Below are 13,036 nucleotides of genomic sequence, written 5' to 3' on the forward strand. Positions count from 1 at the left end.
GGGAGCGTAGGGCAGCCGTACGACAAATAACGAAAAGTCAGGAAAAGTAGCGGCGAGGATTGTCGATCAGCATCTGGTCCACCTGCGCGTCGCTCACCCCTGCCTCCCGCAGGGCCGGGAGCACGTCGTCGTGGATGTGGCCGAAGTGCCAGTTCGGCGCGGCCAGCGGTATGCCCTCGTCCCAGGCGTCGCCGAAGTAGTCCATGAAGCACGCGCTGTCGTGGCTGAGCACCATCCGGTCGGCGTAGCCGCGCTCGCAGAGCGCGACGACGGTGGCGATCCGCGACGCCGTGGAGTTGTAGGCGTCCAGCCCGAAGCGGTCCATGCCGAGCGTCGCGCCGGTGTCGGCCAGCCGCATCAGGTGGTCGAGGTCGTTGGAGTCGCCCGAGTGCCCGAGCACGACCTTGGCCGGGTCGACCCCCTCCTTGACGAACAGGTCCAGGACGACCAGCCCGCTCCCGGTGGAGGGGTTGGTGTGCACCGTGATCGGCACGCCGGTCCGCAGGTGGGTCCGGGCGACCGCCCGGCAGATCCGCTCGACGCCGGGGGTGAGCCCCTTGCTCTCGATCGCGCACTTCAGGAACGCGGCTTTCACCCCGGTGTCGGCGATGCCCTCGACGATGTCGCGGGAGAAGTCCTCGACCATCGGCTCGGGCACGTCCATCATCAGGCCGGGGCCCCGGTGCTCGTACTGGTGCGGGACCTCGTCGAAGGAGTAGATCCCGGAGGCGACGACGATGTTCAGCTCCGGCACCTGGTCGGCCACCCGCCGCACGCGGGGGATGTAGCGGCCCAGTCCCCACACGGTCGGGTCGACGACGGTCTTCACGCCCCTGGCCGCCAGCGCCCTGAGCTTGGTGACGGCGTCGGCCACCCGGTACTCCTCGTCCCACCACGCGCCCCTGCCGTAGTTGTCGACGTGCTCGGGAGAGAGGACGAAGACGTGCTCGTGCATGAGGGTCCGGCCCAGGTCGGCGACGTCGACGGGACCTCTGACGGTGTTCACGACCGGCATGCGCGTCCTCCGGGGGATGGTCCGACCGGACGGCGGTGACGTACCGAGCGGTCGCTTCCTGCGAAGGTAGGCCGGGGCGCCGGGACCGTCAATCTGCCACGCGGAGCGGACCGCACGGGAACGGCCGAACGGGAACGGTCGGGGCGAGCGGACCGCGGGGGGACGTTCGGCCGGGAACGGTCGGGGCGAGCGGACGGCACGGAAGCGGCCGGGCGGGAACGGTCAGGCGCGGGCGGTCGCCGGGAGCGGGCGGTGGACGCGGCCGTGCCTGGCACCGGCCACCAGCCCCAGCATGGCCAGCACCGCCACCTCGAACCCCACCACCAGCCGCTGGATCACCCCGGCGGGGATGTCGTCGTTGGTCAGGTCCACGCCGAGCATCCGCACCACGTACGGGAGGACCACCAGGACCAGCACGCCCAGGGCGGCCAGGCTGAGCAGCCGGACCGGACGGGCGTACGGGCTGGTCGCGTACCGCCTGGCCAGGAGCAGCCCGGCGATCGGCATCGTGAGGAAGGCCACGAACGCCGCGTACCTGTGGATGCCACCGGACATCGACAGCGGCACGCCCGGCTCGTCGGTCGGGAAGGCGCCGATCAGCAGCATGCACAGGCCCCAGGTTCCGACCAGCAGGGCCACCGCGCGATCCTCGCCGCGACGGGCCAGCATGGCCCCGATGATCGTCGCCGCGACGGAGAAGAGCGTGAGCGACAGGGGCAGCAGCCAGCCGTCCGCCTCGAACGCGTACTCGCTGATCACGGTGTGCACCGGATCGAGACCGGTGACCACGTGCAGTCCGAGCATCGTGACGGCTCCCGCGCCGATCGCCGCGTAGCCGCCGAGGATCATCGTGTGCCGCGTGAACGCCTGGCTTCCCATGCCTCAACGATGGCGACGAGCGAGATCACGGAATATCGGAGACAGCCCCCGGCCGCCCCTGAACGGTCCCGGATGGTCCCCGGGACGGGGTAGTGCCCGCCCATCGGGGATATCCCCCGATATACGCTCCTGAACTGCGCGAAAGCCCGCGATGGTAGGGCATTCCCCCTCAGGGTTCCGCCCCCCCGGGGGGGGTCCGGGGGGGCGGCTCGTCCGGGACACTCGCAGCGCGGTGACGCGGCAGGCGGGGACGACTCAACACGGGCGCCGGTCGGCGCGGGGACGACTCAGCGCGGGCGCCGGTCGGCGCGGGGACGACTCAGCGCGGGCCCCGCCCGACGGGAGTCACGGGAGGGTTCCGGGGTCGAAGGGCAGGCCGACGTAGTTCTCCGCGAGCGTGGTCGCCGCGGCCTCGGAGGAGGTGACGTAGTCGAGGTGGGAGGTCTGCAGGCGCCGCCCGTAGGGGTCGTCGTCATCCAAGGTGTGCAGCAGCGTCGTCATCCACCAGGAGAAGTGCTGGGCGCGCCAGACGCGTTTGAGACAGCCGTCGGAGTACGTGTCCAGCAGCGCGGTGGAGCCCGTCGCGTAGAACTCCGCCAGGGCCGCGGTCAGCAGCCGGACGTCCGCGACGGCCAGGTTGAGTCCCTTGGCGCCGGTGGGCGGCACGATGTGGGCGGCGTCCCCGGCGAGGTAGAGGTTGCCGTGACGCATGGGCTCGGCGACGAACGAGCGCATCGCCGACAGGTCCTTGGAGATGATTGGCCCCTCGGCCAGCGCGAACCCCGGGACCGTCTCCAGGCGGGCCCGCAGTTCGGCCCAGATCCGCTCGTCCGGCCAGTCGTCGAGCGAGGCGTCCGGGGGGACCTGGAGGTAGAAGCGGCTGATCTCCGGGGAGCGCATGCTGTGCAGCGCGAAACCCCGGTCGCTGTGGGAGTAGATCAGCTCCTCGGACGACGGCGGGACCCGCGCGAGGATGCCGAGCCAGGCGAACGGGTAGTCGCGCTGGAAGACCGACAGGACTCCCTCGGGGATCGACGGCCGCGAGACGCCGTGGAAGCCGTCGCACCCGGCGATCACGTCGCAGTCGAGGCGCTCGCCCTGGAAGGTGAGGTAGGGGTCCTTCTCCAGCGAGTGCAGGGCGACGTCGGGAACGTCGAAGAGGATCTTTCCTCCGTCGGCCAGCCGCCGGGCGATGAGGTCCTTGACGACCTCCTGCTGGCCGTAGACGGTGATGGCCCGCCCGGGGACCAGCTTCTCGAAGGCGATGCGGTGCCCGGCCCCGCCGTAGCGCAGCTCGATGCCGTGGTGCGGCAGCCCCTCAGCGCGCATCCGGTCGCCGACACCCGCCTCGTCGAGCACGTCCACCGTGCCCTGCTCCAGCACCCCGGCCCGCACGCGCTGCTCGACGTACTCCCTGCTCCGCGCCTCCAGGACCACCGAGTCGATGCCCCGCAGGTGGAGCAGATGGGAGAGGAGCAGGCCGGCGGGTCCCGCGCCGACGATCCCGACCTGAGTTCGCATGCCCCGAGCATCCCGTACCGTCCGCCCTCGCATACCGCCCCCTTCCGCTCAGCGGAAAACCCCACCCTGCGAGAGCGAACGTCGGCGGGAGCGGGAGACAGAGGTGGCCGCGGACGTCCGGCGGGAGCGGGAACCGGGCGGCGGGAAACACCGGCGACGGGAGACAGGCGGCGCGAAGCGGCCGCGAACGCTCAGCGGGGAGCGGCGGCGAGGTCGCGGGAGAGCGCGGCGGCGGCGGACAGCACCGCCGGCGCCAGCCGTCGCGGATCGGCGGTGTGCCGCCAGGTCACCAGCGACAGCGCCGCCACCACCCGGCCGCCCGCCCCCCGTACCGGCGCCGCGACCGAGCAGGTGCCCACCGACATCTCCTCCTGCGTACGGGCGATCCCGGTCCTGCGGACCTCCTCCAGCTCGGTACGGAGCCGCGCCGGGTCCACCACCGTGTTCGGCGCGTGCGCGGTGAGCTCCCCGGCGAGCACCCGTTCCACCGTCTCCGGATCCGCGAAGGCCAGCAGGACCTTGCCGACCCCGGTCGCGTGCAGCGGCAACTCCCCCGCCACGCGCGAGACGACCGGCACGGAGGTGGGCCCGCGCAGTCGCTCGAGGTACAGTGCCCGGTCGTCGCGGAGCACCGCGAGCTGCACGTTCTCGCGGGTGGCGGCGTAGAGGTCCTCCATGTACGGCAGGGCGAGCTCGCGCAGTTCCCTCGGCTCCGCGGCCTGGGCGCCGATCTGCCACAGGAGCATCCCGACCCGGTAGGAGCCGTCGGGGAGCCGCTCCATGAACCCGCCCTCCACCAGCTCCCTGACCAGCCGGTGGCCGGTGGCGGGCGGCAGCTCGGCCCGGCGGCAGATCTCGGTGAGCGTCAGCCGCACGTCTCCCGGCAGGAACGCGCCGAGGATGGCCATGACCTTCCCGGTGACCGTGGGCGCCCTCACGCGCCCCAGCCTAGGTCCTGGCCCGCGCATCCCGCCGCGCCGGCCGTGGCGGAACCCGGAAGGCGCAACCCGGGGCGGAACTCGAAGCGAGGTCCGGGGAAAGGAACCCGGGAGGCGCAACCCGGGGAGAGGAATCCGGAGAGAGGAATCCGGGGAGAGGGTCCCGGGGGACGGAGTCTAGGGAGCGGAACCCAGGCGGGAGGCGAGGACCCCGGCGCGGGCGAGCTGCACCTCGCGAGCCTTCCTCGCGGCGTAGCCCAGCAGCGGCCTGACCCAGGCGTGCACCACGAGGATGTCCTCGACCTCGGTGCCCCCGTCCTTCTCGTTGAGGGTGAACCGGTAGTCCAGGCGCACGCCGCCGGGGCTGTCGACCTCACCCTCGACGGTCCGCGGCGTGCTCCGCAACGTCACCTTGATCATGTTGTCGTACTTGACGAGGCCGAAGAACCTGAACCGCTCCACCGAGGTGTAGCGGGTCTCGGCCTCGCCCTGCTCGACGTCCTTGACGGCGACCACCATCGGCGAGAGCCCCACGTAGCTCTGCGGCTGGCTCAGATGGGCGTGGAGCGCCTCCGGGGTGTTACGGACGTGAAAGGTGTTACGCAGAGTGACCTTTGGCATACCATGCCCCCGTTTTAAGATCTTTACTGGGAGACAGTAACGGGTTCGGCCATGTACCAGCGGGCATGTTGCTCACCTCGGGTGAGGGAATCCAGCCGGCGGGGAAGCTCGCGCCGGGAGAACGGGTCGGCGGCGGCGTTGCGGATGTGGATGCCCACCGCGTAGATGTCCCTGACCTCCATGAGAGTGGAGTATCCCGGCCAGGAACGCAGGTCGCTGCCGTACGCGTCGGCGAAGGCGTCCACGTCGGCGGCGGTCAGGCCGAAGCGCCGCTGGCCGTGGTAGGTGTGGACCAGGTCCCACTCGCGGGGGCCGACCGCGACGCCGTCCCAGTCGCAGAGCACCACGTGGCCGTCCGTGCAGCGCAGCAGGTTGTCGATCCACGCGTCGCCGTGCAGCAGCACCGGCGCGTCGTCCACGCCGAGGTCCGACCAGCGCTCCGTCAGCTCCGCGATGCGGTCGCGCAGCCAGGCCCGCTGGCAGGAGGTCAGCTCCTCGGATCGGTCCACGGCGCGGCGCACCTCGCACAGCGGGTCGACGAAACGCCGCAACGCCACCGGCGGGACCGGCAGCAGGTGCAGGCTGCGCAGGATCTCACCCAGCTCCGTGGTGGTGGGCCGGCCGCTGGCCGGAACGTAGTGCCAGAAGGTGACGACCCTGCCCTCGTGCACCACGGGCTGCTCGGAGATCTCGTCGGCCGGGCGCACCGCGGGAAACCCCTGCTCGGCGAGCCAGCGCGCCACCGCGAGGACCAGCGGCAGCCGGGTCAGCGCGTTGGGAGCGGTGGCGATCCTGACCACGATCTCGCTGCGCAGCTTGAAGACGGCGTTGCTGCGCACCCGCAGCAACTCCGCGTCCCTGTGGTCGATGCCGAGATCCTCGCAGACCTCCCGCAGGACGGTGAACGCCTCCTCGGCGAGCGAGTTCATCAGCCGACCGGTGCCGCGCCGGTGACCAGGTCGTTCAGGCGTCGCACCGCCGCCGCCCTGTGCCTGGTCTGCGGCACCTCCGACAGCAGCGCCCGCGCGCGGTTGAGCACGATGGAGGTGCGGTGTTCCGGCGGGACCTGGAGCAGCGCCTTCTCCGCCAGGTGGCAGGCGTCGTCGATCTTGCCGTCGCGGACCAGGTGCGCGGCCTGGTCGAGCAGGAGGAGGACCGGGTCGATGGCGTACGGCATCGAGGGCCCGGCGGGCCCCGGGTTCCAGTCGACGTCCTCGCCCAGCTCGATCAGGGTGCCGATCCGGTAGAACTGCAGCCGCCGCTCGGAGAAGCGGAACGCCAGGTGGTCGTGGCCCTCGGGGGGCATCCTGGCGAAGATCCGCTCCGCCTCGGCGAGCGCGACCCTGGCGGCCTTGTGCTCGCCCATCCGGGCCAGTGCCCGCGCCTCCGCCGCCGCGCCGAGCGCCGCCGGGGAACTGGGCGCGCTGCCGGCGAGCATCCTGGCCTCGCGGGCCAGCCGCACGGTCTCGGCCAGGTCGCCGTAGTAGTAGGGGAGCATCGCCTGCTGCGCCCGGACGAGAGCGCGCAGCCGCACGTCGCCCATGTCGTCGGAGGCGTTGCGCGCGGTGCCGTACCAGGCGTGGGCCTGACGGGTGTCGCCGAGCTTCATCAGCGCGTCGGCCGACAGCAGCGCCAGCATGACGGTGGCGTTGAGCAGGCGGCGCTGGGCCATCGCGGGCTGGCGGGCCAGCGAGAGCATCCGGACGTCCGACAGCTCCAGCATGAGCCGGTAGAGCATCGGCAGCGGCGCGCTGCTGATGTACTCGCGCCGGTAGCGCAGCACCTGCTCGTCGAGCCGGTCGAGCTGCTCCTCGGAGACGGTGGCGAGGGCGAGGGTACGGTCCAGGTCCTGGCGGGTCCGCTCGACCTCGGCCAGCAGCCGGCCGGTCATCACGGACTTCGAGCCGAGCAGGGCGTGGTGGAACAGCGCCCGCCGCTCGATGTCGTCCTCGGACCGTTCCCGTTCCTCCGTCTGGTACGGCGCGCGGGCCTCGCCGCCGGAGACGACCACGACCTTGGTGCCCCCGCCGTCCTCGCAGTAATCTCCGGCCAGGCCTAGTCTTACGGCGTTCGCGCGGTACAGTCGGGCCAGTAGATCGATGGTCTGCGGGCGCGGCCGTGCCCGGTTGTTCTCCCAGGCGTTGAGCAGGTCGATGCTGGCCCGCGCCTCGCCCAGGTCCTGGCGCTCACAGAGCTCCTCCAGTTCCTGCACGGACTGCCTGGCCGACCATCCCCTGGCCAGGCGGTGTGCCTTGAGCAGGCTCGCCCCGCAGCAGCCGTGGATGGCCTGCGCGGTCTGCCAGTGGGTCCACTGCCTGGACGCCGCCTGCTCCCGCCATCGTCGCGCGCACGCGGGGGAATGCTCACCTCGGGCCACGGCGCCCCTCCCGGTCGCTGTTTACACAACATTAACAAACACGCACCTCAGCGTAAACGCGGCTGTGCGCGACGTTCCTTTTATTCGCGGTTTCTCCACGGAACATCAACGACTTTCCGGTCTATTCCACTGTTCCCGAGGGGGGTTGCGGAGGGACCGATTGCCTCAAGTGCCGCAAAACCGCACTCTGCAAAGAAGCAAGTCACAAGTGTCCGCCAGGAGTGATCCGGATGATGGCAGAGCACGGCGAAGGCATCGACCACCTGCGCCGGTTGGCCGCCCAGCTGGAGGCCCACGCCTTCCAGGTGCGGCTGAGGTCGGCCGCAGGGCTTTATCCACGGCTTCATGTGATCAACCCCATGGCCCCCGCCAGGACCGAGGACGTGCTCGCCGCCCACGAGGAGGACGGCGAGTGGTGGTTCTGGCTGTCCTGGGCGGGGCGCATCGGCCACGCGGAGGACGTCGCGACGGCCGCGGAGCGTGTGGCCAGTGTTCTTCATGTGATACGGAGATAGGTGATTCTTGGGCTTGACATGGGTAACACCCGGTGATCAAGCCCAGAATGGAGCGGCACCGTGAAAAGGATCCTGGTCGTGCAACGTCCGCGTCCGCCCCGTGAGCCGGTGCCGCTCGATCTGCGCAGCCCCTCGGGTCGTACGCTCCCCTTCTGACGACCCCCGGCGATCCACATCGGGTCGCGCCTCCCCTTCGGGAACGGTTGGCGAAGAGACCTTCCCGCCGTCCCCAAGGGGAGGTCAACAGGCACGATCCTCCGTCACATACGGGGTTGCAAGAGGCTTTCAAGCGTTCTGCAGGCGGTTCGGTAGACCTTGTGACCATGAACAGCGCCCCCTTTGCCTTCAGTGTCAGCGTGGTCGTCCCCGCCATGAACGAGGCGGAGAACCTCCCCCACGTCTTCGCGACCCTGCCGTCCTGGATCGACGAGGTGATCCTGGTCGACGGCAACTCCACCGACGACACGGTGGCCGTGGCCAAGTCCCTCCGTCCGGGACTGCGCGTCGTCAGCCAGACCCGTAAGGGAAAGGGCAACGCTCTCACCGAGGGTTTCGCCGCCGCGACCGGTGACATCATCGTCATGATCGACGCCGACGGGTCCACCGACGGCCGGGAGATCCACGCCTTCGTGACCGCGTTGGTCGAGGGCGCCGACTTCGCCAAGGGCTCCCGTTGCGCCCCCGGCGGAGGCTCGGACGACATCAGCCCGATCCGCTCGCTCGGCAACACGGCGCTGACCAAGATCACCAACCGGCTGTACGGCACCCGCTACACCGATCTGTGCTACGGCTACAACGCCTTCTGGGCCCGCCACCTCGACGCGCTCGACCTCGACTGCGACGGCTTCGAGATCGAGACCCTCATGAACATCCGCGCCGCCCAGGCCGGTCTCGTCATCCGCGAGGTCCCCAGCCACGAGCGCAGCCGCATCCACGGCGCCAGCAACCTGCACGCCGTCCGCGACGGCCTGCGGGTGCTCCGCACCATCCTCCGCGAGCGTGAGGGACGCGTCGGCGGCCTCCGGCTGCGGCAGGAGCACGCCACCCACGCCACCGCCTGACCCGCGCGGATGCCGGCCAGTTCTCTCAGCGCCGCCACGCCGCCAGTAGATCCTCCGGCGTCCAGGCCGCGGCCAGCGGAAGTCCTGGTTCGAACCCTGCTCTGGACACCGCCACCTTCGGCGTGTCGACGGTCACACCGGGAACGGCGGCAGAACCCCGAACCAGAGCGTCGTAGTCGTGACGGTCGAAGGGCCGCGCGTCAAGCCACTTGATCGATCCGATGAAGTGGACCCGGCTCGCGACAGGCTCCCGGTCCGCGCCCACGAGGTCGATCTCGGGATTGTTCTGCCTGTTCCACCACCCGCCCACGACCTCGGTATCCGGCCATTCGCCGTCTGGAAGCATCCTGACCAGGCAGTCGCGTACGAGCGGCTCCACCGCGCGGCCTCGCCAGGTCGTCCACGAACGCTCGATTCGCCGCAACGCCAGGTCCGGCCGGCCTCGCTCGCTGTCGGCGATGGCCCGCTGCAGGAACGCGAGCCAGAACCGGAGATAGTGGTCAGCCACCCGGTACCGCTTGTTCTTGGTGTCAGGCCGATCGGAGAGGGGAAGGTCGGCCGCCACCACGCGTTTGGCGACCAGGTTCGTGAGGATCGGCGCCAGGGTGCCGGACGGCAACGGCGTCGCTCCTCCCACGTTGGCGGCGATCGCGCTGAAGGTGCGCTCTCCTGCCCCGATGGTCTCCAGCACGGCTCGGGCATGGGTCGCCGACGGAAACTCTCCGAGCAAGGACAGCTCCCCGGAGGCGAGAAGGGCGGACAGCGGGCTGGCGAGACTGTGGCGCAGAAAATCGATCCTGGCCAGACCTCGCTCCCACGACCGGACCACTTCGGGGAAGCCTCCGGTGATGAGCAACGCGTCCACGGCGTCGGCGGCGGGCAGCCCCGTCATACCGGCGACGTCATGGAGGCCGAGTGGCTTCAAGGTCATATGAGCGGCCCGGCCGAAGAACGGACGGCCGTACTCCCGCAGGGACTCCATCACCGACAGGTCGCTTCCGACCAGGATCAACAGGATCGGCCGGGTGGACAGATACCTGTCCCAGATCGTCTGCAGCGCTCCTTCGAACTCCCCGTCCTGCTCGATCAACCATGGGACCTCGTCGAGAACGACGACACATGGGGTCTCGTCGGCCGAGGCCAGCATCAGCGCCCGCAGCGCGTGGTTCCAGTCCTGCGGCACCGCCCCCTGGACGAGCTCACCACCCGCGAGGCCGGAAGAGGCGATGGCCTCGGCGAAGTCGCCGCGCTCCGCGACGGGACTGCGCCCTCTCGTCGCCTGGAAGACGATGTGCGGCAGACCGGAACGATCACAGAACTCCTGCACCAGGCGTGACTTGCCCACCCGCCTGCGACCGGTGACGATCACCGCCCGGCCTCGCGTTCCCCCCTCCCCCTCCAGCACGAGCCGCAGCTGTGCGTCCAACTGGTCGAGGTCAAGAGCCCTCCCGGCGAACTCCATCGATCCCACCTTAGTAATATCAAATCTTACTTAGATTGAATCTACATGGCGTGGCCGCGTTGCGAGCTCATTATCAGGCCCCTGATCTGGTCGATCTTCATGCGGAGAGCAGGAGAGACCTTCTACGGACAGTGGATCCCGGTGGCGGTGAAACGGAGCGAGGCGGATGCCGGTCTTCGACAGGCGGCAGCGCGACAGGCCGGTCCCGGAGAGAACTCGAGCACCACGAAGCCACAGGCGAGGTGGAGAACAAGGCCGCCGCAAGGGCCTCAGGCGACCTCGAGCGCGTCGGCCACGGAGGGGAACACCTCGAACACCTGGATCAGGCCGGCGAGGTGGAGCCGCCTGGCCAGATTGCCCTGAACGCCGGTGAGGATGACCCGCACCCCCCTGCTCAGGCCCTGGTGGCGCACCTGGAGCAGCTCGCCGATCCCGGAGGAGTCACAGAAGGTCAGGCCGGACAGGTCGAGGATCAGCATCGGCGAGGGCAGGGAGTCCCATGCCCTTCCCATCTCCTCGCGCAGCACGGAAGTGTGGTAATGATCAAGCTCTCCACTCGCCCGTACGACGAGCGTCGTCCCGTGCAGTCCGGATGTGGCGGTGAAGACCGTCTCCGGCTCATCTCCCATGAACATGACCAACCCTCTGACCGACCCTTTGCCCGAGCAACAATAACTGTCCCATACGGCACGGATCGCCCTGGTGCGGAGAAACCCGGCCGTTCACGTCGTCTCGGGAAACGCCTCCATCACCTCTTCGACCGTGCGCCGGGTGTCGAACAGCTCCGCCACCCCCAGACGGCTCAGCCGTTGCCTCATCACGGCGGAGGGGCCGACGAGGATGAGCGAGCCCGCGACCCGGCGGACGCGGGTGAGGGCGTACATGAGCACGCCGTATCCGGTGGAGTCGCAGAAGGTGACCTCGGTGAGGTCGATCACCAGGCGCGGGTGGTCGGTCGCCCCCAACGCGGCGTCGGCCTGTTCCTTCAGCAGCGGGGAGGACCCGTAGTCCAGTGCTCCCACCGCGTGCAGGGCGGTGAAACGGCTGTGCTTGTCGGCTCGGACGCGGAAGCTCGCGTCCTCCTCAGCCTTCGACATCGGCATCCTCTCCCGCCTACGTCCCCGGTGCCCCAGCCAGGCGGTTCTAATCATCGCGGGCACGGCCGGACGACGGAGGCATGCGGAACAATGGTGGCATGGTGAAAGCGCGCCCGGTGGCGGTACTGGTCGTCGGAACGCTCCTGATCGCCGCGTGCAGCGCGACACCGGCGCCGGGCGGTACGGCCTCGCGGACCCCCTCCTCCCCCGGCTCCACCTCCCCGGGCCCCGCGCCGCGGGACCCCTCGGCGAGTCCGGCGGCGACCGGGGCGGTCGCCGCGTCCGCCGAATGGACGGCCGTGGGGGGCGCGAAGCTCTCGGGCGGCACGGCGCTGCTCGACGTGGCGGCGACCGGGCCCCGCGACGTCTGGGCCGTCGGATACCAGGACAGCGCCGAGGACAGGGAGGGCACGCCCGCCGTCCTGCGCTGGAACGGGAGCCGCTGGCGGGAGATGCCCCTGGGCGAGGAGGCCGGCGCCCATCACCTGGAGGGGGTCGGCGCGGCCGGGCCCGACGACGTGTGGGTGGTGGGCAACGGCCCGAGCGCGTTCGCCGCGCACTGGGACGGGCGGGCGTGGGCCCCGCACCGGCCCTTCGGGGTGGCCGAGGACTACCGGCTGTCGGACGTCACGACGAGCGGCGGCGACGCGTGGTTCACCGCGAACGGCCCCTCCGGCGCGGTCGTCCTGGAATGGGCGGGCGGCGAGTTCCGCAACGTGCTGAGCACCGGGGGCACCTTCGAGGCGATCACCTCCGGGGCGGGACACGTCTGGGCGGTGGGAACGAGCGAGACCCGGACCCCGCTGGTCTGGCACGGTACGGCCGGATCGTGGGAGAGCCTGGAGACGCCGCCGATCCCCGGCGGCCGGCTCAGCCAGGTCTGGCAGGTCTCGCCGTCGGAGGTGTGGGCGGTCGGGCAGGTCTCCGCCCCGGCGGCCCGGCCGGAGGGCGAGACCGGGCCGAGCGCCCGGGCGGAGACGCCGCCGGACGCCCGGGCGGGCGGCGAGGAGACACGGCCGCTCGTCCTGCGCTGGGACGGGACCCGCTGGACGCGGGTCGAGGTGCCGGTCTTCCGGGGGAGCCTGCACGGGGTCACCGCCTCCGGCCCCGGTGACCTGTGGATCAGCGGCGTCGACGCCGATCACGCCGGACAGGTGCTCATCCTCCGCTTCGACGGCACCGTCTGGTCACGCGAGTACGGTCCGCTGTTCCGCACCTACACCACCACCCAGCAGTACGACGAGACCGACGACGTCGGCGGCACCGGCCTGACCCGGGTGCCGGGCACCGGCTCGCTGTGGGCGGTGGGCTCGGTCGGCGTGGGCGACGACGAGAAGGCCTTCGTGCTCCGCCGCTGATACTCGCCGCCGATCCCACCGTCGAGCCCGCCGCCGATCCCACCGTCGAGCCCGCCGCCGATCCCACCGTCGATCTCGCCGCTGATACTCGCCGCCGATCCCAGCGCTGATTTCGTCTCCCGATCTCGTCTCCGAGGTCGCGGCCCGGCCGCCTCGCGCGACGCCGAGGTCGCGGACTTGGAACACACGGTG

The 13,036-nt window shown here is 70.6% G+C and carries 13 protein-coding genes; 3 read left to right on the forward strand and 10 right to left on the reverse strand.

Annotation, left to right across the window (positions count from 1 at the left end):
* Positions 1–37 precede the first annotated feature (37 nt).
* From AB0F88_RS22740 to AB0F88_RS22770, 7 genes are all read right to left on the reverse strand, one after another.
* Entirely contained in the window at positions 38–1,015 is a 978-nt protein-coding gene (locus AB0F88_RS22740) for a phosphotriesterase-related protein (protein ID WP_362687268.1), read from the reverse strand.
* Positions 1,016–1,237: 222 nt separating this feature from the next.
* Entirely contained in the window at positions 1,238–1,894 is a 657-nt protein-coding gene (locus tag AB0F88_RS22745; RefSeq protein WP_362687271.1) for a DUF998 domain-containing protein, read from the reverse strand.
* Between the two features lie 345 nt (positions 1,895–2,239).
* On the reverse strand, positions 2,240–3,415 hold the full coding sequence (locus tag AB0F88_RS22750) for a 4-hydroxybenzoate 3-monooxygenase (protein WP_362687274.1): 1,176 nt from the start codon (positions 3,413–3,415) through the stop codon (positions 2,240–2,242).
* 191 nt (positions 3,416–3,606) lie between these two features.
* Positions 3,607–4,353 (reverse strand): IclR family transcriptional regulator, encoded by a 747-nt coding sequence (locus AB0F88_RS22755; RefSeq protein WP_362687277.1) that lies wholly within the window; start codon positions 4,351–4,353, stop codon positions 3,607–3,609.
* 177 nt (positions 4,354–4,530) lie between these two features.
* Positions 4,531–4,974, reverse strand: a complete 444-nt coding sequence (locus AB0F88_RS22760; RefSeq protein ID WP_362687280.1) for an SRPBCC family protein — start codon at positions 4,972–4,974, stop codon at positions 4,531–4,533.
* A 23-nt stretch (positions 4,975–4,997) separates the two neighbouring features.
* Entirely contained in the window at positions 4,998–5,903 is a 906-nt protein-coding gene (locus AB0F88_RS22765) for an aminoglycoside phosphotransferase family protein (RefSeq protein ID WP_362687283.1), read from the reverse strand.
* A complete protein-coding gene (locus tag AB0F88_RS22770) occupies positions 5,903–7,351 on the reverse strand; it encodes a helix-turn-helix transcriptional regulator (protein ID WP_362687286.1) in 1,449 nt (482 codons plus the stop codon). The genes AB0F88_RS22765 and AB0F88_RS22770 overlap by 1 nt, the downstream gene beginning before the upstream one ends.
* Positions 7,352–7,581: 230 nt before the next feature.
* On the opposite strand from AB0F88_RS22770, the gene AB0F88_RS22775 reads away from it, so the two are divergent.
* Both AB0F88_RS22775 and AB0F88_RS22780 read left to right on the forward strand, forming a co-directional pair.
* Positions 7,582–7,866 carry a hypothetical protein gene (locus AB0F88_RS22775; RefSeq protein ID WP_344917597.1) on the forward strand — a complete coding sequence of 95 codons (285 nt, stop codon included), beginning with the start codon at positions 7,582–7,584 and terminating at the stop codon, positions 7,864–7,866.
* Positions 7,867–8,189: 323 nt separating this feature from the next.
* Positions 8,190–8,927, forward strand: a complete 738-nt coding sequence (locus AB0F88_RS22780) for a glycosyltransferase family 2 protein (RefSeq protein ID WP_362687289.1) — start codon at positions 8,190–8,192, stop codon at positions 8,925–8,927.
* A 25-nt stretch (positions 8,928–8,952) separates the two neighbouring features.
* Here AB0F88_RS22780 and AB0F88_RS22785 read toward each other — a convergent pair whose 3' ends face one another.
* The 3 genes from AB0F88_RS22785 to AB0F88_RS22795 form a co-directional block, all read right to left on the reverse strand.
* Positions 8,953–10,389 carry an ATP-binding protein gene (locus tag AB0F88_RS22785; RefSeq protein WP_362687292.1) on the reverse strand — a complete coding sequence of 479 codons (1,437 nt, stop codon included), beginning with the start codon at positions 10,387–10,389 and terminating at the stop codon, positions 8,953–8,955.
* 269 nt (positions 10,390–10,658) lie between these two features.
* Positions 10,659–11,024, reverse strand: a complete 366-nt coding sequence (locus tag AB0F88_RS22790; RefSeq protein WP_362687295.1) for an STAS domain-containing protein — start codon at positions 11,022–11,024, stop codon at positions 10,659–10,661.
* A gap of 87 nt (positions 11,025–11,111) precedes the next feature.
* Positions 11,112–11,486 (reverse strand): STAS domain-containing protein, encoded by a 375-nt coding sequence (locus AB0F88_RS22795; RefSeq protein WP_362687298.1) that lies wholly within the window; start codon positions 11,484–11,486, stop codon positions 11,112–11,114.
* Between the two features lie 98 nt (positions 11,487–11,584).
* Here AB0F88_RS22795 and AB0F88_RS22800 point away from each other — a divergent pair, with 98 nt between their 5' ends.
* Entirely contained in the window at positions 11,585–12,844 is a 1,260-nt protein-coding gene (locus AB0F88_RS22800) for a hypothetical protein (RefSeq protein WP_362687301.1), read from the forward strand.
* Positions 12,845–13,036: the final 192 nt, after the last annotated feature.

Source organism: Streptosporangium sp. NPDC023963 (genome assembly GCF_040639135.1).
Classification (GTDB): domain Bacteria; phylum Actinomycetota; class Actinomycetes; order Streptosporangiales; family Streptosporangiaceae; genus Streptosporangium.